This is a genomic window from Pseudarthrobacter sp. MM222 (assembly GCF_947090775.1).
Taxonomy (GTDB): Bacteria; Actinomycetota; Actinomycetes; order Actinomycetales; family Micrococcaceae; genus Arthrobacter.
Genome location: NZ_OX352321.1, coordinates 414,748 through 435,333, shown reverse-complemented (window position 1 = coordinate 435,333; position 20,586 = coordinate 414,748). Strand labels below are relative to the sequence as shown.

15 protein-coding genes, 1 tRNA gene, 1 other RNA gene and 1 pseudogene are annotated in these 20,586 nt (G+C 66.8%); 11 read left to right on the top strand and 7 right to left on the bottom strand.

What is annotated here, in order from left to right; all coding sequences use genetic code 11:
* The first annotated feature begins 1 nt into the window (after position 1).
* The 4 genes and pseudogenes from OM977_RS02180 to OM977_RS02165 all read left to right on the top strand — a co-directional run bounded on the left by OM977_RS02180 (position 2) and on the right by OM977_RS02165 (position 3,970).
* Positions 2 to 2,212 carry an alpha-galactosidase gene (locus OM977_RS02180; protein ID WP_264355922.1) on the top strand — a complete coding sequence of 737 codons (2,211 nt, stop codon included), beginning with the start codon at positions 2 to 4 and terminating at the stop codon, positions 2,210 to 2,212.
* 34 nt (positions 2,213 to 2,246) lie between these two features.
* A pseudogene (locus OM977_RS02175) lies at positions 2,247 to 2,783 on the top strand (galactose-1-phosphate uridylyltransferase); the annotation flags it as partial.
* A 72-nt stretch (positions 2,784 to 2,855) separates the two neighbouring features.
* Positions 2,856 to 3,053, top strand: coding sequence for a hypothetical protein (locus tag OM977_RS02170; RefSeq protein ID WP_264355921.1), 198 nt, complete (start codon positions 2,856 to 2,858; stop codon positions 3,051 to 3,053).
* 266 nt (positions 3,054 to 3,319) lie between these two features.
* Positions 3,320 to 3,970 carry a TetR/AcrR family transcriptional regulator gene (locus OM977_RS02165; protein ID WP_264355920.1) on the top strand — a complete coding sequence of 217 codons (651 nt, stop codon included), beginning with the start codon at positions 3,320 to 3,322 and terminating at the stop codon, positions 3,968 to 3,970.
* On the opposite strand, the gene OM977_RS02160 is transcribed toward OM977_RS02165, so the two are convergent.
* Complete coding sequence (locus tag OM977_RS02160) at positions 3,967 to 4,644, bottom strand: LytR C-terminal domain-containing protein (protein ID WP_264355919.1); 678 nt, start codon at positions 4,642 to 4,644, stop codon at positions 3,967 to 3,969. The genes OM977_RS02165 and OM977_RS02160 overlap by 4 nt on opposite strands.
* The gene (locus OM977_RS02155; RefSeq protein WP_264355918.1) at positions 4,637 to 4,936 is read right to left on the bottom strand and encodes a type II toxin-antitoxin system VapB family antitoxin; all 300 of its coding nucleotides are present in this window, start codon (positions 4,934 to 4,936) and stop codon (positions 4,637 to 4,639) included. Before OM977_RS02155 ends, OM977_RS02160 begins: the two co-directional genes overlap by 8 nt.
* Positions 4,937 to 5,116: 180 nt before the next feature.
* Between OM977_RS02155 and OM977_RS02150 the strand changes: the two genes are divergently transcribed.
* Both OM977_RS02150 and OM977_RS02145 read left to right on the top strand, forming a co-directional pair.
* Complete coding sequence (locus OM977_RS02150) at positions 5,117 to 6,031, top strand: hypothetical protein (RefSeq protein ID WP_264355917.1); 915 nt, start codon at positions 5,117 to 5,119, stop codon at positions 6,029 to 6,031.
* 127 nt (positions 6,032 to 6,158) lie between these two features.
* Positions 6,159 to 7,793 (top strand): stealth family protein, encoded by a 1,635-nt coding sequence (locus OM977_RS02145; RefSeq protein WP_264355916.1) that lies wholly within the window; start codon positions 6,159 to 6,161, stop codon positions 7,791 to 7,793.
* Positions 7,794 to 7,814: 21 nt separating this feature from the next.
* On the opposite strand, the gene OM977_RS02140 is transcribed toward OM977_RS02145, so the two are convergent.
* The 4 genes from OM977_RS02140 to OM977_RS02125 form a co-directional block, all read right to left on the bottom strand.
* Positions 7,815 to 8,756 (bottom strand): phosphodiesterase, encoded by a 942-nt coding sequence (locus OM977_RS02140; RefSeq protein ID WP_264355915.1) that lies wholly within the window; start codon positions 8,754 to 8,756, stop codon positions 7,815 to 7,817.
* A gap of 258 nt (positions 8,757 to 9,014) precedes the next feature.
* Entirely contained in the window at positions 9,015 to 10,226 is a 1,212-nt protein-coding gene (gene fdhA, locus OM977_RS02135; protein ID WP_264355914.1) for a formaldehyde dehydrogenase, glutathione-independent, read from the bottom strand.
* Positions 10,227 to 10,482: 256 nt separating this feature from the next.
* A complete protein-coding gene (locus tag OM977_RS02130) occupies positions 10,483 to 10,968 on the bottom strand; it encodes a glutathione peroxidase (RefSeq protein WP_264355913.1) in 486 nt (161 codons plus the stop codon).
* 184 nt (positions 10,969 to 11,152) lie between these two features.
* The gene (locus tag OM977_RS02125; RefSeq protein WP_264355912.1) at positions 11,153 to 12,832 is read right to left on the bottom strand and encodes a M23 family metallopeptidase; all 1,680 of its coding nucleotides are present in this window, start codon (positions 12,830 to 12,832) and stop codon (positions 11,153 to 11,155) included.
* 388 nt (positions 12,833 to 13,220) lie between these two features.
* On the opposite strand from OM977_RS02125, the gene OM977_RS02120 reads away from it, so the two are divergent.
* Positions 13,221 to 14,132, top strand: coding sequence for an oxygenase MpaB family protein (locus OM977_RS02120; protein WP_264355911.1), 912 nt, complete (start codon positions 13,221 to 13,223; stop codon positions 14,130 to 14,132).
* 102 nt (positions 14,133 to 14,234) lie between these two features.
* On the opposite strand, the gene OM977_RS02115 is transcribed toward OM977_RS02120, so the two are convergent.
* Positions 14,235 to 14,319, bottom strand: a tRNA-Ser gene (locus OM977_RS02115).
* A 377-nt stretch (positions 14,320 to 14,696) separates the two neighbouring features.
* On the opposite strand from OM977_RS02115, the gene ffs reads away from it, so the two are divergent.
* The 4 genes from ffs (at position 14,697) to OM977_RS02095 (ending at position 20,432) form a co-directional block, all read left to right on the top strand.
* An RNA gene (ffs, locus tag OM977_RS02110) (signal recognition particle sRNA small type) lies at positions 14,697 to 14,793 on the top strand.
* A 27-nt stretch (positions 14,794 to 14,820) separates the two neighbouring features.
* Positions 14,821 to 17,952 carry a DNA polymerase III subunit gamma and tau gene (locus tag OM977_RS02105; protein WP_264355910.1) on the top strand — a complete coding sequence of 1,044 codons (3,132 nt, stop codon included), beginning with the start codon at positions 14,821 to 14,823 and terminating at the stop codon, positions 17,950 to 17,952.
* 54 nt (positions 17,953 to 18,006) lie between these two features.
* Positions 18,007 to 18,606, top strand: a complete 600-nt coding sequence (gene recR, locus OM977_RS02100; RefSeq protein ID WP_264355909.1) for a recombination mediator RecR — start codon at positions 18,007 to 18,009, stop codon at positions 18,604 to 18,606.
* A gap of 467 nt (positions 18,607 to 19,073) precedes the next feature.
* Positions 19,074 to 20,432, top strand: a complete 1,359-nt coding sequence (locus OM977_RS02095; RefSeq protein ID WP_264355908.1) for an aspartate kinase — start codon at positions 19,074 to 19,076, stop codon at positions 20,430 to 20,432.
* Positions 20,433 to 20,586: the final 154 nt, after the last annotated feature.

Here is a 20,586-nt window from a genome sequence, read left to right as displayed (position 1 = left end):
TATGGAACCCCTCCACCTCCGTTCCGCCGGCACCAGCCTGGTGATCAGCTTCGACAGCGGGGAAGCCGAGGTCATCCACTGGGGCACGGACCTTGGCAGCACCCTGCCGGACCTCGCTATCCTCAAGGCAGCCATCCCACCGTCGTCCGCCGACGCCACCGTTCCCGCGGGCCTGCTGCCGCAGGCCTCATCCAGCTGGCGAGGCCGGCCCGCTCTGCGAGGTCACCGCATTGCCGACGGCGTTCCCGGCTACGACTTCTCCGTACGGCTCCGCGTGACTGAGGTGGTATCGGACGGCGCTGGCGCCGTCGTCATCATCCAGGCAGACGCCGACGCCGGGATCCGCATATCGTCCGTCCTGACCCTGCATGACGGCGGCCTGCTGGAACTACGCCACACCGTCACAAACACCGGAACCACGCCTTACCAGCTCGACGAGTTGGCCACTGTTCTCCCGGTGGCACCCGCCGCCGTCGAACTCCTTGACCTGACCGGACGCTGGTGCCGGGAACGCCACCCGCAGCGGCGCCCCATCCAGCAGGGCACCTGGGTCCGCACCGGCCGACACGGCCGGACCGGGCACGACTCCTCACTGCTCTTCGCAGCCGGGACCACCGGTTTCGGCAACCGCCACGGAAAGGTCTGGGCCACGCACCTCGCCTGGAGCGGTAACCACGAACAGTTCGCCGACAGCATCGGCGATGGCCGCACCATGATCGGCGGCTCCGAACTCCTCGGCCCGGCCGAAGTCATCCTCCAGCCGGGTGCCAGCTACACCAGCCCTGCGCTGTTCGCCGCCTACTCCGGCCGCGGCCTGGACGGCATCAGCGAGGCCTTCTACAGCTGGTTCCGCAACCGCCCGCACCACGTGCTGCCCGCTGCCGCTACCGGCCTGCCCGCCGGAAAGCCGCGCCCGGTGGTGCTGAACACATGGGAAGCTGTCTACTTCGACCACAACATAGACACGCTGATCGAACTGGCCGCGTCCGCCTCGGATCTTGGCGTCGAGCGTTTTGTGCTCGACGACGGCTGGTTCCGCGGCCGCCGCGACGACCACGCCGGCCTCGGCGACTGGTACGTCGACGAAACCCTCTGGCCCAACGGGCTCACACCGCTCATCGACGCCGTCACCTCCCGCGGGATGGAATTCGGGCTCTGGGTGGAACCCGAAATGGTCAACCTGGACTCCGACATTGTCCGCGCGCACCCCGACTGGATCGTTGGTCCTTCCGTCCAGAGCTACAAGGACGGCGGCCGCCTGCCGATCGAATGGCGGAACCAGCAGGTGATCGACCTCGTGAACCCGGACGCGTGGCAGTACATTTTCGACCGCGTCGACGCCCTGCTGCGCGAGAACAACATCAGCTACCTGAAGTGGGACCAGAACAGGGACCAGCTGGAGCACGGCCATGCCGGCCGCTCCTCGGTCCACGAACAAACCCTGGCCGCCTACCGGCTCTTTGACGAACTCAAGAAGGCCCATCCCGGCGTCGAGATTGAAAGCTGCTCCTCCGGCGGGGCCCGTGTGGACCTGGGCATCCTGGAACGCACGGACCGCATCTGGGCCTCGGACTGCAACGATGCCCTGGAACGGCAGACCATCCAGCGCTGGACCGGGCTGGTGGTCCCGCCCGAACTCGTGGGCGGGCACGTCGGCCCCACCACCTCGCACACCACGGCCCGCACGCACGATCTGTCGTTCCGTGCCATCACGGCTTTGTTTGGCCACTTCGGCATGGAATGGGATGTCCGCGGGGTCCAGGGCGCCGTGCGTGAGGAACTCAAACGCTTCATCGCCCTCTACAAGGAACACCGCGGCCTGATTCACTCCGGGCGCATGGTCCGCTCGGACGTGCCCGGCGATTCCCTGATGCTGCACGGCGTCGTGGCTCCCAGCGGCGCCTCCCAGGCCACCGTTTCCCCGGGCTCGACGGCGGCGCTGTTCGCCCTCGTCCGCACAGGCACCGCCCTCGCCGAACAACCGGGGCGGATCTCCATCCCCGGCTTGGAGCCGGACCGGGAGTACCGTGTGGAGCCTGTCTTCCCGGCTCCCGGTGACGCCGACTATTCGCATACGTTCACGCAGGTCAAGCCCCCGGCCTGGATGGCGGACGGCGCGGTTGCGGACGGCCGTTTCCTGGCGGAGGTGGGACTGCCCATGCCCGCCCTCAACCCCGAACACGCATTTCTGCTCAAATTCACCGCACTCTAGCAACGGGAAAGGTACAAATGTGAAAACGACATGCATCACCACGAACTCTCTGTCCGACGGCCGGGAGATCCTCTACTTTGACGACGCAGGGTCCGCCGAGCGGCCCACCGCCTCCCTGATGGACCACCGGGAACTTCCCGCCCGCCCCGAGCCCGGCCAGCTGCGCTTTGACGCGCTCAGCCGCGAGTGGGTGGCCGTCGCCGCGCACCGGCAGTCGCGGACCCACCTGCCGCCCGCGGACCAGTGCCCGATATGCCCAACGACGCCGGACAACCAGACCGAGATCCCGGCGCCGGACTACGACGTGGCCGTCTTTGAAAACCGCTTCCCCTCGCTCGGCCCCGATTCCCACGGGATTCCCGCCGCGCCGGGCTGGGGGACCACCGCGCCCGCCGTCGGCCGCTGCGAAGTGGTCGCCTTCACCCCGCGGCACACGGGCTCCTTCGCCGAACTGGGCTGGCGCCGCAGCCGCACGGTGATCGACGCCTGGGCCCACCGCACGGAAGCACTCAGCGCGCTGCCCGGCATCCAGCAGGTCTTTCCGTTCGAAAACCGGGGCGCCGACATCGGCGATCGTTAATGAGAAGGTCCCAGCGGTTCAGTGGGCGCTACGCCCGCGCACCTGCCGATGTTAGCGTGAGCCATGATTGCAACCGACTTCATAACCGCCGGCGTCTTCATATGTCTCGCCTTGGGCGTAGGCATTCTCATCTACGCAGTGAGCAAGGGTGTGAAGATCGACGACGGGAAGCATAAGGCTCTGCTGGTTGGGGTGTGGAGCGCAATGGTGATCCACTTGATTCTTGGAGGGCTTCACATCCGGTTTGTGAGCCAGAAGTAGAGCCGGTGGTTTGTGATCCAGAAGTAGAGCCGGTGGTTTGTGATCCAGAAGTAGAACCGGCTACTCCTGTCAGCGCAAGCGACCCCGGGCCGGCATGTGTTGCCCAACCTCAGCGTCGAATCGCCGCCCTCGCGCATCAACTAATTTGACAGGAAATCTCAACAAGTAATGGAAAATCTCATGTTGCGACGGAACTGTCAGGACGCATGAAGGACGCACAGCGCTGGGCCCGGCGTTTTGCTGACAGATCACGCTAAAGTGTCCGTATGCCCAGGATTTCGGCCGCGAGCAACGCCGCCCAACGTGCCGAGACCCAAAACCGCATCCTGACCGCCTTCGGGGAACTTCTCTTCACGCACGGGCTGCCCGGCCTGACCATGACGGACGTTGCCCGGCACGCGAGGATCGGCCGTACCGCCGTCTACAACTATTACGCGGACATCGAAGAGCTCCTGATCGCCTACGCCCTGGACGAGACCGAACGGTTTCTGGTGGACCTCCGGGAGTCGCTGGACTCCCTGGAAAACCCGGTGGAGCGGCTGGCCCTTTACGTGCGCGCGCAAGTGGAGGACCTTAGCCGCCGGCATCTTCCGCCTGGTCCGGCCATGGGCGCGGTGCTCTCGCCGGCGTCGTTCGCGAAGCTTGCCGTCCATGTGGGAGAGCTGAGCGTGTTGCTGCAGGGCATCCTGCGCGAGGGGATGGCCCAGGGTTACCTGCCGGACGCGGACATTGCCCAGCTGGCACAGCTCATTCATGGCACGCTCTCCTCCAGCGCGGCCCGGGGCGACGGCGCGGGCGACGGCACGGGGCAGGACTCTGCGGCCGAGGCCCGGATCAGGCGGACGGTCCTGTTCATCCAGCTCGGCGCCGGCGCCCGGTTCGACGACGCCGGCAGCCCCGTCCGGATCAGCGGCTAGCCCGTCGGCGGCAGCGCTGTCGGCATGACCGGCCAGGCGGAGTCGTCAACGATCCGCCGGTCCTCCCGCGGGCAGCTGAGTTTGCCCGGTGTCTGGTCCACCAGGTCCGGCTGGGTAAGTTCCCGAAAGTCCCCGGTGAGGATGAGGTCCACGCTCGGGTCGGAGCGTCCGTCCTGCAAGTAATCCGAGCCCGGCACGTTCCGCTGCACCGTGAACGCTGCGGACTGGCCGGCCGCACCAGAGACGACCAGCGCCACGCCCCGGTAGCCTGACGTGGTGTTGCTGACCCCGCCCACGACGAACTTGCGGGCGAGCAACTGGTCCGCCACGCTCCGCGCCAGCCCCGGCCGATTGGTGGAATTGAAGACATTGACGTTGATCTTCTCCGGCGGAACGTAGTCATACGTCGCCTCCGGGCACAGTGACGCGGCAGCACGGCTGCGCTCTGTCGTGGGCAGCGTGATCTGGCCGTTCATGATTGCCAGGGCGACAATGATCCCTGCGGAAATGAGGCCAACGAGAACCACAAGAACCACACCATGCAGAATGCGTCGGCGCTGCCGGACAGGATTGTCCGGCGTGTCGTCCTGTTCCACAAAGGTGGCCCGGAGTTCGGAACCCGTGACAACCCGGTGCCCATGGAGGACGGTGACGTCCTTCGGCTTTCTAGCCATCAATCACCAGGACGCGCGCGTGAATGGCCGTGCGCTGGTGAAGGGCGGTCCGCACGGCGCGGTGCAGTCCATCCTCCAGGTACAGCACGCCCTTAAACTCAACAACGTGCGGAAACAGATCGCCGAAGAACGTCGAGTCCTCGGCCAGCAGGGCTTCGAGGTCCAAGGTCCTTTTGGTGGTCACCAGCTCATCCAGCCGGACCGGGCGCGGGGGCAGGGCTGCCCAGTCTTTGGGCGTGTTGTAACCATGGTCGGGGTACGGGCGTCCCTCGCCCACAGCTTTGAATATCACCCTGCAAGACTAGGGAACTTGGGCGGTCAAAGGAATCCAAGACTGCCGGGGGCATGAGGTTGTGGCCAAACGGTAACCAACTGTTCCAGCGGCAGCTCCCAGCTGTCACAGGCCCGCACCCCGGCGTCGTCTGGGGCAACAGCACATGCCACCGGTCCCGGCGGCTGACAGAATGGGAGCATGACTGCACCTCAGATGCCCGCCGCCCCCTCGCCGTCGGCTCCCCCGCTGGCCCTCCTGCTCGACGTCGACGGGCCAGTCGCGAGCCCGGTGACCCGCGACGTGCAGCCGGGGATTATTACGGACATGCTGGCGCTGGCGGCGGCCGGTATTCCCGTCATCTTCAATACGGGACGCTCGGATACTTTCATCCGCGAGCAAGTGATGGAACCGATGATCGCCGCCGGCATGCCGGCGGGAACCCTCATCCACGCGATCTGCGAGAAGGGCGCCGTGTGGTTCAGCTACACCGCCGAAGGCCCCGGCCCCGTACACGTCGACAGGGACCTCGCGATGCCGTCGGCGTTTGGGGATGATGTGCGCCGTCTCGTGGCGGAGGACTATGCCGCCCACATGTTCTTCGACGAAACCAAGCGGGCCATGGTCTCGGTGGAGCAGCACGTGGCCGTCGCCAACTCGGATTACCGGGCCGAACAGGAACTCTTCGACGCCGACGCCATGGAGCTGATGGGGCGGCACGGTCTTGGGGTTGTGCGGCTTGACCACCACGCGCCCAACTCGGACGACCAGATCGACTACCGCGTGGATCCCACCATCATTTCCACGGACATCGAGTCCGTCCGGCTGGGCAAGGACCTGGGTGCAAGCCGCGCCGTGGAACTGCTTGCCGCCCAAGGCATCACGCCCCAGGCCTGGCGCACGGTGGGCGACTCCCGCACCGACTACGCCATGGCCGACTGGCTGCACCACAACGACCATCCGGTGAAGCATGTGGACGTCCGCCCGGCCGACGGCGTTCCGGTTAAACCGTATGACGTGCTGACCGCGACGGACCTGGGCCTGGGCGCCGAAGTCATCCACGACGACGCCGGGGCGGCCTTCCTGCGCAGCTGGCGGTCCGCGCTGGGCGGCTAAACCCGCATTACGGCGCCGGGCGGAACGGCGCCAGCAGTGGGCGGTAGCGGCGCAACGGCGCCGAAACAGGAGATGTTTCGCGTCGAAGCGACGGATATTTCGCGCCGATTTTGGGCCTCGCGTTATCATGCAAGTAGGTACACATTCACGCACAGAAGCCCGGAGAAACGACATTACAGAAGCACTGGTCCAGGATGAGATCTACTACGGCAGCCAGGCATCCGTGGACGCCCACGAGGAGGTCACTTCCGCCGCGGCCGTCGCCAGGTTCCGGACCCGCTCTGACGTAGTACGTCGGCGTGGCCGGTATGCGCTGATCAACGAAAACCGCACGCCCTACCAGGCCATGGTCGAAGACCTGCTCTTTGTCCGCTCCGTGCTCGCTGCCGCGGGCCTGGACTACCTTCTGGTCCGCGGCAACAACGACCGTCCGGTCATCGCCGTGGACTGGAAGAACCGCAAGGAACTCCGCGACGCGCTGGTGGACGCCTGCCGGGACGAGCCCTTCTACTCGATGAGCGTCGATGCCAAGAAGAAGTCCTCGGTACTCGTGGCCGACGGCGAACTCTCCCCCAACCGCCAGTCCCGGATCTTCCGGCTGTACCGTCCCCGGGTGGAGCCTGAGGGCGGCTTCGAGTTCGGCGCGTCGGCCGGCGTCCAGCTTGAGCTCTGGAGCTTCGAGGGTGACCAGCTGATCCTCCCGATCGAAAACTCGCTGACCCGCCGGACCCTGCTGGCACAGGACGCCGTCCGCGGCACCGTGGAGCGGTACGGCCACACCTGGCCGACCATCGAGAACATGTTCGCGGACCACGCCAGCGACATCAGCTTTGACATTGATTTGGTGTTCTCCTGGGTGGACGGCACCTCGCCCGAGTACATCGCGGCCCGTCGCGCCCGGATGGCGGGCGTCGTCGTGGGCGAAGGCGATGACCATGAGGCCCGGTTCCGCCAAATCGACGAGCTTAAGTACGCCCTTCGCTCGATCTATATGTTCGCGCCCTGGATCCGCCGGATCTTCATCGCCACGGACTCCCCGACGCCGTCCTGGCTGGCGGACCACCCGAGCGTCACGATCGTCCGCAGCGAAGAGTTCTTCGCCGACCCCTCCGTGCTGCCCACGCACAATTCACAGGCAGTTGAGTGTCAGCTCCACCACATCGAAGGTCTCTCCGAGCACTTCCTGTATTCCAACGACGACATGTTCTTCGGACGGGCCGTCTCGCCTGACTTGTTCTTCACTCCGGGCGGCATCACCAAGTTCATCGAGGCGGAAACCAGGATCGGCCTCGGTGACAACGACGCCGAGCGCAGCGGTTTCGAGAATGCCGCCCGGGTGAACCGCAAACTGCTCTGGGACCGGTTCGGCCGGATCACCACACGGCACCTCGAACACACGGCCGCTCCCCTGCGGCGCAGCGTGGTGGCCCAGATGGAACAGGAATTCCCGGCGGAGTTCGCCAAGACCGCCGCCAGCACGTTCCGCGCGGCGGACAACATCTCCGTGACCAACTCGTTCTATCACTACTACGCGCTGCTCACGGGACGCGCCGTGACCCAGACGGCGGCCAGGGTGCGGTATGTGGACACCACGGCGCGGGCGGGGCTGAACTACCTGCCCAAGCTGCTGGCCAAGCGGCACATGGATTTCTTCTGCCTGAACGACGGCAGCTTCCCCGAGGTGCCGGCGGCGGAACGGGCCGAGCTGGTGACGGACTTCCTGGAGAAGTACTACCCGATCAAGGCGCCCTGGGAGAAGTAGGGCGGCGAGAAGTAGGGCGGCCTAATTGCGGGTGGTCAGCCGCCGGTGGCCCGGTGTCCTGGCCGGGTCCTCGAGCTTGGCCTGCCGGGGGATCGTGATTCCGGCGGCGGAAAGCCGCCGCTGGGCTTCATCCGCGCTGACCAGCTCGCCAACTGTCGGAGAGTCGCCCAGCAGCACCACGGAGTGCACAATCGTGTGTTCATAGACATGCACCAGGTTGAAGGCCTGCCCGCCGTCGCGTCCGCGGGTCCCGCCCACGCGCACGTTCAGGTCCTGGGTGTAGCAGGTGGCAGAGGCCACGGACACGGGGATGCCCGCGAAGGTCGCCGTCGTCGAATAGTGCAGGTGGCCGCCAAGGATGGTCCGCACATCGGAGTTCCGCAGCACTCCGGCGAGAGCCGCTTGGCCGCGTAGTTCTACCAGCACGGCGAGATCCAGCACGGACGGCACCGGGGGATGGTGGAGGGCAAGGATGGTCCCGTCGGGTGCCGGGGTGTCCAGCTCCGCCGCGAGCCATTCCAGCTGCCCGGGGCTGAGTTCGCCGTGATGGAACCCCGGAACCGACGTGTCCAGGGTGATGATCCGCAGCCCGTTGATGAAATAGCTGCGGTCCACAGGGGCGTCGTCGGCCGGCTGGTCCAGGAGGCCCGTGCGGAAGTTGGCACGGTTGTCGTGGTTACCCATCGCCCAGATGACTTTCGCGCCCATAGCCCGGCACGCCGGTTCGACGATCGCGCGCAGCTTGGCGTAAGCCTCGGGCTCGCCGCGGTCCGCAAGGTCGCCGGTGAAGACGACGGCTTCGGGCCGCGCACCGGAAGCGCGGACTTCGTCGAAGAGCTGTTGGAGCATTGAGTCGCTGTCGACTACGCCGTGCAGGCGCTCCGGACCTCCCAACAGGTGGGGGTCGCTCAGGTGGAGTAGGAAATGACGTGGCCGGGGGTGTTCGGCCTCGATGAGCTCCATTGCTACCTTCTTGGTTGGGTGGAAGCGGTGCCTCCAGTGTCCCTCTCAGTAAGGTCTATCCAACCAGACATTAGGCAAACAGTGTGCAAACGTCGGCAGGCATGTTTGAAAAATCGGCGTTTTTTAGGGTTACTTACGCTCCTCCCTTTTCCGGTCCGGAATGCCGTAGACGGCGGGACGGGAATACGCCGAACGCCGGGCACCGCCCGGATCCCGTGCAGGCGGGGACCGGACGGCGCCACGGCAAGGCGGCGTGTTCTAGCCCAGGTAGCCGTTGGGATTCAGGACATACTTCGTGGCTGCTCCGGCGTCGAATTCGGCGTAGCCCGTCGGCGCGTCCTCCAGCGTGATGGCCTTGGCGTTGACGTTCTTGGCGATTTGAACCTTGTCATGCAGGATCGCCATCATCAGTTGGCGGTTGTACTTCATCACCGGACACTGGCCGGTGGTGAAGCTCAGCGATTTGGCCCAGCCAGTGCCGAGACTGAGGGAGAGTGATCCCTTCTTGGCCGATTCGTCCACACCGCCCGGGTCGCCCGTGACGTAGAGTCCCGGGATGCCCAGCGCGCCGCCAGCTGCTGTGATCTCCATGAGCGAGTTGAGCACAGTCGCCGGAGCTTCCTTCGCATCGTGGCCGTGCCCCCTGGCCTCGAATCCGACAGCGTCGACGCCGGAGTCGACTTCCGGGACGCCGAGGATCTGTTCGATCTGTTCGGCGGGCCCGCCCTCGGTCAAATCCACGGTTTCACAGCCGAAGCTGCGCGCCCGCGCCAGGCGGTCAGCGTTCAGATCCCCCACAATCACGACGGCGGCACCGAGCAATTGAGCGCTGGTGGCCGCTGCGAGTCCGACGGGACCGGCTCCTGCGATGTAGACCGTCGAGCCAACACCCACGCCGGCGGAGACGGCGCCGTGGAAACCAGTCGGGAAGATGTCCGAGAGCATTGCCAGGTCCATGATCTTCTCGAGGGCTTGGTCCTTGTCCGGGAACTTCAGCAGGTTCCAGTCCGCGTACGGCACCAGGACGTAGTTCGCCTGGCCGCCCACCCAGCCACCCATGTCGACGTAGCCGTAGGCGCTGCCCGGGCGATCCGGATTGACGTTGAGGCAGATGCCCGTCTTGCGTTCCTTGCAGTTGCGGCACCGTCCGCAGGCAATGTTGAACGGGACCGAACAGATGTCGCCGACTTTGATGAACTCGACGTCGGGCCCTACTTCCACTACTTCGCCGGTGATCTCGTGGCCGAGCACCAGATCCGAGGGGGCTGTCGTGCGGCCGCGGACCATGTGCTGGTCGGAGCCGCAAATGTTCGTGGCAACGGTTTTGAGGATTACGCCATGGCGCACAGAACGGCCAACGTTGGCGGGGTTGACGCCCGGACCGTCTTTGAGTTCGAAGCTGGGGTAGTCAATGTCGATGAGTTCGACTTTTCCTGGCCCCTTGTAGGCAACGGCTTTGTTCCCTGTCATCACTTTCCTCCTGATTTCACGGACCCCACGTTGAGTGTCCAGTTGTGATTCACGAAGCGGTATCTGATGCACCCTCGGCCGGAATACCTCGGCCACGTTGCCGACGAACAGGCACGACTGCACTATCGGTATGCCCGGGCTCTTGGATGATGCGGCCAGTCTAGGCCGTCAGGATGCGGAGGGATAGGGTCCGTTGTCCCCTGTCGGTGAGAGGAGAGTTAGGGCCGGCAAACAGCACGGACAGCCCGGCCTGAGCTCACGAAACGGCGGACTGGACCGCCTCGATCACGTCGGGCGAGTCTGGCTCCACGGTGGGCGCAAACCGGGCCACTACCTCGCCGTCGCGGTTCACCAGGAACTTCTCGAAGTTCCACTTCACCAACCCTGGAAGGACGCCGTTCTTGAATTTGGTCAGTTGGGCGTAGAGGGCATGCTGGTTCCTGCCGCGGACGTCGGCCTTCTTGGTGAGCGGGAACGTCACGCCGAAATTGCGTTGGCAGAACTCGGCGATTTCGGACTCGGCAGCCGGTTCCTGCCCGGCGAACTGGTTGCACGGGACACCGAGGACCTGGAAGCCCTGGTCCCGGAACTTGTCATGCAAGGCCTGGAGCCCGGCGTATTGCGGCGTGAACCCGCATTGGGAAGCCACATTAACCACCAGCACAACGTCCCCTTTGAAGCGGCCAAAGTCGGTTTCCGTACCGTCGATGAGGGTCAGGGGAATTGGGTGCAAAGTGGTCATGGGCGGTGTCCTCGCAGAACTGTTTGTCCGTAGCCTCGTGCCGGAACCGGTCACGGCTGTAGTTCGTTACAACGCGCCGACGACCGGGTTTGTGCCCGGCCTCGCTACGGCGGGCCGGAGACCGCATCCCCAGGCTGGGCCAGATGACCCGGCACGCCCCCCCCGGGGCACCGCCCCGTCCGGGTCAGCGCTTCGGCGTCTTGGTGGCAGTGGAAGTAGCGGCTGCCGACGGCGTCGCGGTTCCGGGCGCTGTGGTCCGGGTCGCCGTTGGCTTGGTCGGCGCCACCGGCGACTTCTTCGGCTGAGCCACGCTGCTGGTAGGAGCGACGGGGGTAGTCGGCGCGGCCGGCGGGACGGGGGTCTTGGGCGCCACAGGCGCACTCGGCGCAACGGGTGTACTCGGCGACACGGTGGCCGCCTTGCTGGTCGCCGGGGCCGGGGCGGGGGTCGTCGTGGGGGCCGGGGTGGAAGCGGTCGCTGGCGGCACCGGAGGCGTCGTGGGCGTCGTTGGCGTCGGCGTCGGCGTGCCCGCTGTCGGCGTTCCCGGCGTCGGCGTGCCCGGCGTCGGCGTGCCCGCTGTCGGCGTTCCCGGCGTCGGCGTTCCCGGCGTCGGCGTTCCCGGCGTCGGCGTTCCCGGCGTCGGCGTGCCCGGCGTCGGCGTGCCCGGCGTCGGCGTTCCCGGCGTCGGCGTTCCCGGCGTCGGCGTTCCCGGCGTCGGCGTTCCCGGCGTCGGCGTACCCGGCGTCGGCGTACCCGGCGTCGGCGTACCCGGCGTCGGCGTACCCGGCGTCGGCGTACCCGGCGTCGGCGTACCCGGCGTCGGCGTACCCGGCGTCGGCGTACCCGGCGTCGGCGTTCCCGGCGTCGGCGTTCCCGGTGTGAGGGTCAGGCCCGGCAGGCTGGGGATCAGCGGCGAGCCCGGAGGTGCGGCAGCAACGGGCGTTTCCTCGGCACCGCCGGCGACTTCATGGGCCCGGTCGTCCCGGACCGGGATGGCCCAACCGATGCTGGCGTTCGAAGATTTGTTGGCCTCCGGCTCGAAACTGATCATCTCGATGGTGCCAAGCGGGTCCACCTGCCTGGTGGGGAGCAGGTTCCAGCCGTGCGGGTCGGTGTGGGCTCCATTCAGGATGGTCTCGAAGTGCAGATGGCATCCGGTGGAGGAACCTGTGGTCCCGACCCTGGCAATAACCTCGCCCACCCGGACCGACTCGCCCTTCTTGACGGCTACGGCTTCGAGGTGGTTGTAGGTGGTGATGAGGCCGTTGCCATGGTCGATTTCCACCCGGTTTCCGCCGCCCCATGGATGCCAACCGACTGCCCGTACGACGCCGGCGTCGGCAGAGTAGACCCGAGTTCCACAGGCGGCAGCGTAGTCCTGGCCCCAGTGGAATTCACCGGAGTGCCCGGTAAGCGGGCTCGTGCGGAGCCCGTAGGGCGACGATTCCCGAAGCGACTCCAGCGGCGCCAAGAGCCAGCCCGGCGCGGGACGCTGCAGGCTGGCAGACGCGACGTTCAGCTCCCCCGGTCCGCCGAGCATCGAGCTCGTCTCAACCATGGAGCGGCTGAAGGCGACCAGCGCCGAGGCATCAGCGGTGAAGGCCCCGAGGGCTTCCCCCACGATGCTGGCTGCGGCAGGAGCGGCAGGCGTGGCAGGAATGACGGCGCCGAGCGGCGCAGGTCCAACGACGCCGGTGACCGGGGCAGCGTTCGGTGCAGGCTCGGCGACGCCGCCAGCCAACCCCTGCACCCCGAAGGTCAGGACGGCCAGGGACAGACAGAAACCCCCCGACAAGCAGCGCACGGCAATGGTCCGCGCCCTGATCGGCTTCTCACTCGATGGGTTTCCCCGGTGTTTCCCCACGATGTGACTCCTGCATCATGTCCGGTAGACCGCACTCTTCACGGACTCACCTTCCTATGTGACCACAGACGGGTAGGTCTGGGAACCGTAATAACCACTCAGATACGTCGCGAACCCGCTTCTCAGTGCACCCGCATCAAATCCTCAGTAATGAGTCAGTAGCACCCGAGTAGTGCCGGGTCCCCAAGCAGGTGGTGGAACAGGCGGTCCGGGTAGGAACGGAGTTGCCGAGAGGACCGGAGTCCCGGCGGGGACCCTTCCGCCGAACCTTCGTGCCGGACGGTTCGCCGGCCGACTCGGATGCGGCCTCCTACGGCATGCCGCAGCACTCCCTTGCCCGCGGGTCGCGCAGCGGGTATGTGGAACGTAATGTGCGCGAGAATTGAGCATGCGCAATGCCTTCAGGGATTTGCAGTCCGAGCTTAGACGGACTTTCACCGGCACACGTGACGCGGTTCCAGAGTGGGTGCCCCTGCTCGCCAGCGGCGATGACGCCGGCTACCACCTCCCCGGCTCTGCCGTCTGGGCCGTACACGGGGACATGCCCACCATCGTCGCGGGCATCCGCGCGCTGCTGATGCAGGCACTCCATCCAGGTGCGCTCGCGGGTGTCCATGACCACTCGCGATTCCACGATGACCCCTTGGGCCGGCTGGCCGGGACGATCCGGTGGATCTTCACCGTGACCTACGGTTCAACGGACGCCGCGCGTGGGGCATCCGCCTGGGTCCTTCGGCTGCACGAATCTGTTCGCGGAAGCTACGTGGACGGTCACGGGACCGCCCGGACCTACGCGGCGAACGACCCCGAGCTGCTCCGCTGGGTCCACATTGCCTTCACCGACGCGTTCCTTTCCGCCCACAAATTGTGGGGCCGGCCCATCCCCGGCGGCCCGGACGCGTATGTCCGCGAGTGGAGCCAGGCCGGTCGGTTGATGGGCGTGTCCGCCCCGCCGCTCAGCGAGGCGGAAATGCGCCAGCAGCTGGACCGCTGGTACGAAGACGGCGAACTCCGCAACGATGAAAGGGTCGCCGAGACGGTGGCGTTTATCCGCGATCCTCCCCTTCACCCGATCCTCCGGCCGGGGTATCGCGTACTGTTTGCTGCCGCCGTGGCCAGCCTCGAACCCAAGTACCGGGAGCTGCTCGGCCTCCGGACCCCGCGGCTGGGTCCCTTTCCGCTGCCGGTGGTGCTGGCCACGCGGTTGACGCTCGCCGTCGTCCGTCTTGCACTTGGCCAGGTGGGGCCGAGCGAACAGGCTGCCCGGGACCGGCTGCGGAGGCTGGGATACCAGGCCTGAGCCGGGGTGGCCGTCACAGACCAGGCGCGGAACTCGGGAGCGGGGATCCCGGCCACGGAAAGGGCGCAAAAAGGCCCCGGTCCAAAGGACCGGGGCCAACCGCGGAGAATGGGGGATTTGAACCCCCGAGGGCGTTAACCCAACACGCGTTCCAGGCGTGCGCCATAGGCCGCTAGGCGAATTCTCCAGTAGCTTCTGAATCAAAAGCAGATACTAGAATACCTGAACTTCCCCGCTTCGCCCAATTGGCCCTCCCAGCGGCCTCTGCGCGGGAAGTCCGCGGGACATGCTCCACCCTGGCACCCCGGGATGGACATGATCCCAAATATGCCCATCCCCGCCCGCCAAAAATGGGCATGTTCCACGGAGCCAGTCCGGGAACTCGGTTCGAGCCCCGCGGCAAGTCCGCGGCCGCCCCGCGGGACATGCTCAACCCTGGCACCCAGCGATGGACATGATCCCAATATGCCCATCCCCGCCCGCCAAAAATGGGCATGTTCCACCACGACTCGGCGCCTGATCCTGCCCGATTCGGGACAGGCCCAAACGTCGGGTAAACTTGCTGACGGCCCCTCATGTGGCGTCATCCTGTTGAACTCCCCCAGGACCGGAAGGTAGCAAGGGTAAATGGGCTCTGGCGGGTGCATGAGGGGTCTTTTATGTCTGTGCCGATTGGTAGGGTTTATCTGTGACTGTTACTACCGCCCTTTACCGTAGATACCGGCCCGATTCGTTCGCGGACGTTATCGGGCAGGAACACGTTACGGAGCCGCTGATGACGGCCCTGCGGAAGAACCGCGTCAACCACGCCTACCTCTTTTCCGGTCCGCGCGGCTGCGGAAAAACCACGTCCGCCCGCATTCTGGCCCGCTGCCTGAACTGCGCCGAGGGCCCCACCGACACCCCCTGCGGCAAGTGCCCCAGCTGCGTCGAGCTCGCCCGCGGCGGCTCGGGATCCCTGGACGTCATCGAGATCGACGCCGCCAGCCATGGAGGCGTCGACGACGCCCGCGACCTGCGTGAGCGGGCCACCTACGCGCCCGTCCGCGACCGCTACAAGATCTTCATCATTGACGAAGCCCACATGGTCACCTCCGCCGGGTTCAACGCCCTGCTCAAGATCGTGGAGGAGCCGCCGGAACACATCAAATTCATCTTCGCCACCACGGAGCCGGACAAGGTCATTGGCACCATCCGTTCCCGCACGCACCACTACCCGTTCCGGCTCGTGCCGCCGGAGCCCCTCATGGCGTACCTGGAGCTGCTCTGCGGGCAGGAAAACGTCCCGGTGGCCCCCGGCGTGCTCTCACTTGTCATCCGTGCCGGCGGTGGATCCGTCCGTGACTCGCTCTCGGTCCTGGACCAGCTCATGGCAGGCGCCGGACCGGCCGGACTCGACTACGAACTCGCTGTCGCGCTCCTCGGCTATACCCACGCGTCGCTGCTGGACGATGTGGTCGAGGCCGTGGCCGCGTCCGACTCCGCCACCGTCTTCCGTGCCGTGGACCGGGTCATCCAGACCGGTCACGACCCCCGCCGTTTTGTGGAGGACCTGCTCGAGCGCTTCCGGGACCTCATCATCGTCCAGGCCATGCCGGAAAGCGCCCAGTCCATCCTCCGCGGCATGCCCGCAGACCAGATCGCCCGGATGCAAAACCAGGCTCACAATCTGGGCGCGGCCGAGCTCTCCCGCGCTGCGGACGTCACGAATACCGCCCTGACCGAGATGACCGGGGCCACCTCGCCGCGGCTCCACCTTGAACTGCTGTGCGCCCGGATCCTGCTGCCCTCCTCGGAACAGAGCGAACGCGGCATTGCCGCCCGGATCGACCGGGTCGAGCGCCGCCTGAATTATGCCGGGAACGACGTCGGAGTTCCCGCCAATGCCCCTATGCCGGCCGCCGCGACCCCTGCCCCTGCCGCGGTCGCCGCCGTCCCTGCGGTCCCGGCCGTTCCTGTTGCTGCTGCCCCGGAGAATACGCCGCCGGCTCCGGTTCCAGTTCCGGCCGCGGCGAACGCGGAAGCCGCTGCGCCAACTCCGTCTACGACGGCACAGCGGGATGCCGCGCCTGCCCGGGAACAGTTCACCGCACCGCGGGTCAGTACCAGCGACTGGCCGGTCGAGGAAGCCGGCGCATTGACCCGGGCGGCAGCGAACCCTGCTCCATCGGTCGCGGCGCCCGTACAGTCAGCCCCATCCAGTCCGGCCCAGCCCGCCCCGGCGCAGCCTGTGGCCGTCCCGTCGCCCGCCGTGGCTCCTCCGTCCGTAGTCGCTCCAGCAACTGCCCCGCCGGCCGCCGGAACCGGAGCCGACGTCGAGGTCCTCCGCCGGGCCTGGCCCGAGATCCTGCAGACACTGACCAAAATCAAGCGCAGCACTTGGGCACTGGTGGAACCCAACGCCCAGGTCGGCCAGTTCGAGGGCCAGGTCCTGACGCTTGCGTTCACGACTTCCGGGCTGGCCGGCGCCTTCGGCCGTGCCGACCACGCCGACAACCTGCGCCAGGCAATCCACAAGACCATTGGGATCGACTGCCAGATTCACGCCATCGCGGCTGGCAGCAACAGCTCAGCGAGCTCTGAGCCAAACCCAAAAGCACCCGCTAGCCCCGACGTCCCCGCGACGTCCGCCGATGCCGCCTGGGGGCTGGCTCCGGACACCCGGCCGGCCGCACCCGAGCCGGCCCCGTCGGCGGAACCCAGCCCTGCAACCCCAGCGGGGGGCAGCACCGGTCCCGCGGAATCGCGCCCCGCGGCGCCCGGCCCCGGCGCCCCGAAGGCCCTCCCGGTCGTGGCCGCCCAATCACCCGTGGCGCGGCCATCGCCTGTTCAGCGACCTGATGCGGCAGCCGACGCAGCGCTGCAGGCCTCGCGCAAAACCGCCGCCACGCCCGCGCCCGAAGCCGAGCCCGAATCTCTAGCGACCGCTGGTCCCTCCGGCTCCTACGACTACCCCGACGATGACTGGGGCCCGCCCCGGGACGAGGACGCGCCGCCGCTCGACGAGGAACCGCCCATGGATTGGGACCCCTCGGCTTCCTCGACATCCCCAGCGGTACCGTCGGCAGTCTCATCGGCCCCGCGCCCGGCCCGCAGGAACGACGCTCCGGCAAATGCCCGCAACGCTGCTCCCGCGGCATCGGTGGACAATACCCCCACACCAGATGGCGGTGATGACCCATGGGCACGCGCCGTTGAACAGTCCCCCGGCGTCTGGACCGTGGGCGCGGAGTCCAATGTGGGCGGAAACGCCCCGTCTGCGGAGGTGGTGACGCCCCAACCCGCGCACGAACCGGAACCGCCCCGCTATGCACCCGCAGCAGCCCAGATCCCGGAGCATGCTGCAGCCGTGTCCGCCGCCCCCTCCGCCGTACCTGACAGCGCCGTAACTGGCAGGGCCGTTCCTGACCGCGCCGCGGATGATTGGGGGCTGCCCCAGTTGGTGCCTGTCGGCGCCGCTCCCGCCGACCGAGCCTCTCTCGCTGCGGCAGATATTGCCCCGATGACCGCACCGTCGACGCCCATGGCTTCGCTGACGGCACCCGTCGCCGACCCTGCACTGCCTGCAGCTCAAGACACCACCGGCCGGCAGAGCCTCTACCAGCGGCTGTCCAACAGCCCGGAAGCGGAGGCCGGACGTGCCAAGGCTCCGGCCCGCGCCGCGGCAGCCACCACCTATGTCCAGGACGTCCCGAGCGCGGACGACGAGACCATCGAGGAATCAGGCGTCTTCGGCCGCGCCGCCGTCGAGCGTATTCTGGGCGGGAAGCTGGTGGAGGAGCGATCCCTCGACGGCAGTCCACTCGCTCCGCGCATCTAGCCGCACCGCACGGCCCCGGGCCCGCTGACTACTCCCCTAACGAACGAGGACATTGTGTACGAAGGTGCAGTTCAAGAGCTGATCGACGAGCTCGGACGCCTTCCCGGGGTCGGCCCCAAGTCCGCGCAGCGGCTGGCTTTCCACATCCTGGAGGCCGACCCGCAGGACATGAAGCGGCTGGTCGACGCGATCACGATGGTCAAGGAGCGGGTCAAGTTCTGCACGGTCTGCGGAAACATCACGGAGCAGGAGCTCTGCAACATCTGCCGCGACCCGCGCCGCGACCCTTCGGTCATCTGCGTCGTCGAAGAATCCAAGGATGTGCTCGCGGTGGAGCGGACCCGGTCGTTCCGGGGGAGATATCATGTGCTCGGCGGCGCGATCAACCCCATTGCAGGCGTCGGCCCGGAACAGCTCCGGATCCGTGAACTCCTTACCCGGCTCAACGACGGCGCCATCCAAGAAATCATCATCGCGACCGACCCCAACCTTGAGGGTGAAGCCACGGCGACGTATCTGGCCCGGATGCTTAAGTCGATCGGCATCGCCGTAACGCGGCTCGCGTCGGGGCTTCCGGTCGGCGGGGACCTCGAATATGCCGATGAAGTCACTCTCGGCCGCGCTTTCGAAGGCCGCCGCAACGCGCTGAGCTGACCCCGCTACCGCGCGCGGATCCGTCCGGCGTCGCATCTTCCATGGGACATGCCCAGCGCCCGCCCCCACGGATGGACATAATGCCAGTATGCCCATCGTTCGCGGCCAACAAGGGGCATGTCCGGCTCCCGCCACCAGCGGAGGGCATGTCCGGCTCCCGCCGCCAGCGGAGGGCATGTCCGGCTCCCGCCACCAGCGGGGGGCATGTCCGGCTCCCGCCACCAGCGGAGGGCATGTCCGGAGGCCTGGCCTGGGCATATCCAGGCCCTGCGCCGAGCAATGGACATGCTGCGCATATGCCCATCCTTCCCGGCCGAGGGAGGGCATGTCCGGACGGGCTGACGTCTGGCATGCGGTCACAATTCAACGCCCGAGCGCTGCCAGCGATAAACTTGGCGTAGAAGTTACGCGGTCGCGCCATTTGGTTGCTTGGCCCAAAACCCCGATGATGCAGTGAGGGTGCGCGCATGAGTTTGCCCACTACCGAAGTCCAGCCCGGACCGCAGCCGCAGGAGCTGCCCGTCTCTGCCGCCGTCACCAAGCACCTTGTGGTGAAAAAGTTTGGCGGATCCTCGGTGGCGGATGCGGAAGGCATTAAGCGCGTCGCCAAGCGGGTCGTGGACGCCCACAATGCTGGCGATGAAGTCGTTGTGGTGGTCTCTGCCATGGGCGACACAACCGACGAACTCCTCGACCTCGCCGCCCAAGTCACCGACTCCGCGCCCGCCCGTGAAATGGACATGCTCCTCTCCGCCGGCGAACGCATCTCGATGGCCCTGCTGGCGATGGCTATCAACAAGTTTGGCGCCTCCGCCCAGTCCTTCACCGGATCGCAGGCCGGCATGATCACCGACGGCATCCACGGCAAGGCGCGGATTATCGACGTCGACCCGCACCGCATCCGCACCGCCCTCGATAAGGGCCACATCGCGATCGTCGCCGGATTCCAAGGCATGAGCCGCACCACCAACGAAATCACCACGCTGGGCCGCGGCGGATCGGACACGACGGCGGTGGCCCTCGCAGCCGCACTCGACGCCGACGTCTGTGAAATCTTCACCGACGTCGACGGCATCTACACCGCCGACCCGCGCGTGGTTCCGTCGGCCCGGAAGATCGACCGGATCTCCAGCGAGGAAATGCTGGAACTGGCGGCCTCCGGAGCCAAGATCCTCCACCTGCGCTGCGTCGAATACGCCCGCCGCTTCGGCGTACCGCTGCACGTCCGTTCCTCATTCAGCCAGAACGAAGGCACCTGGGTCCTGCCCAGCGCCGACGACAAGATCACGACCCAAGAGGGAGTTGCCTTGGAGCAGCCAATCATCTCCGGTGTTGCCCACGACCGTTCCGAAGCCAAGGTCACGGTCGTCGGAGTTCCGGATATCCCCGGCAAGGCCGCGGCGATCTTCCAGGTCATCGCCGACGCGCACTCGAACATCGACATGATCGTCCAGAACGTCTCGACGCATGGCACCGGCCGCACCGACATCTCCTTCACGTTGCCGATCATCGAGGGCGCCGACGCCCTCGCCGCCCTGCGCGCCGCCCAGGCCGAAATCGGCTTTGAGAGCATCGAGTACAACGAGAAGATCGGCAAGCTATCCCTGATCGGCGCCGGCATGCGCTCCCACCCGGGCGTTTCGGCGCGCTTCTTCGCGGCGCTCTCGTCGGCCGGGATCAACATCAACATGATCTCCACCTCGGAAATCCGCATCTCGGTGGTCACGCACGCCGATCTGCTGGACGACGCCGTACGCGCCATCCACAAGGCATTCGACCTGGACAGTGAGGACGAGGCGACCGTCTACGGCGGCACCGGCCGCTGAGCCCGGGCCTGAGCGGCCCCGCCGGACGAAGGCGGCCCCGCCGGACGAAGGCGGCCCGGCCGGACGAAGGCGGCCCGGCCGAACGAAGCAACGACAAAGGGAGCGGCACCTGCCGCTCCCTTTGTGCGTCACTGGGTCTCCGCCCCTTGTGCGG

Coding starts and splice junctions, on each gene's coding strand:
- OM977_RS02180 (WP_264355922.1), top strand. CDS start 2: ATGGAACCCCTCCACCTCCGTTCCGCCGGCACCAGCCTGGTGATCAGC.
- OM977_RS02170 (WP_264355921.1), top strand. CDS start 2,856: ATGATTGCAACCGACTTCATAACCGCCGGCGTCTTCATATGTCTCGCC.
- OM977_RS02165 (WP_264355920.1), top strand. CDS start 3,320: ATGCCCAGGATTTCGGCCGCGAGCAACGCCGCCCAACGTGCCGAGACC.
- OM977_RS02160 (WP_264355919.1), bottom strand. CDS start 4,644: ATGGCTAGAAAGCCGAAGGACGTCACCGTCCTCCATGGGCACCGGGTT.
- OM977_RS02150 (WP_264355917.1), top strand. CDS start 5,117: ATGACTGCACCTCAGATGCCCGCCGCCCCCTCGCCGTCGGCTCCCCCG.
- OM977_RS02145 (WP_264355916.1), top strand. CDS start 6,159: ATGCAAGTAGGTACACATTCACGCACAGAAGCCCGGAGAAACGACATT.
- OM977_RS02140 (WP_264355915.1), bottom strand. CDS start 8,756: ATGGAGCTCATCGAGGCCGAACACCCCCGGCCACGTCATTTCCTACTC.
- fdhA (WP_264355914.1), bottom strand. CDS start 10,226: ATGACAGGGAACAAAGCCGTTGCCTACAAGGGGCCAGGAAAAGTCGAA.
- OM977_RS02130 (WP_264355913.1), bottom strand. CDS start 10,968: ATGACCACTTTGCACCCAATTCCCCTGACCCTCATCGACGGTACGGAA.
- OM977_RS02120 (WP_264355911.1), top strand. CDS start 13,221: ATGCGCAATGCCTTCAGGGATTTGCAGTCCGAGCTTAGACGGACTTTC.
- OM977_RS02095 (WP_264355908.1), top strand. CDS start 19,074: ATGAGTTTGCCCACTACCGAAGTCCAGCCCGGACCGCAGCCGCAGGAG.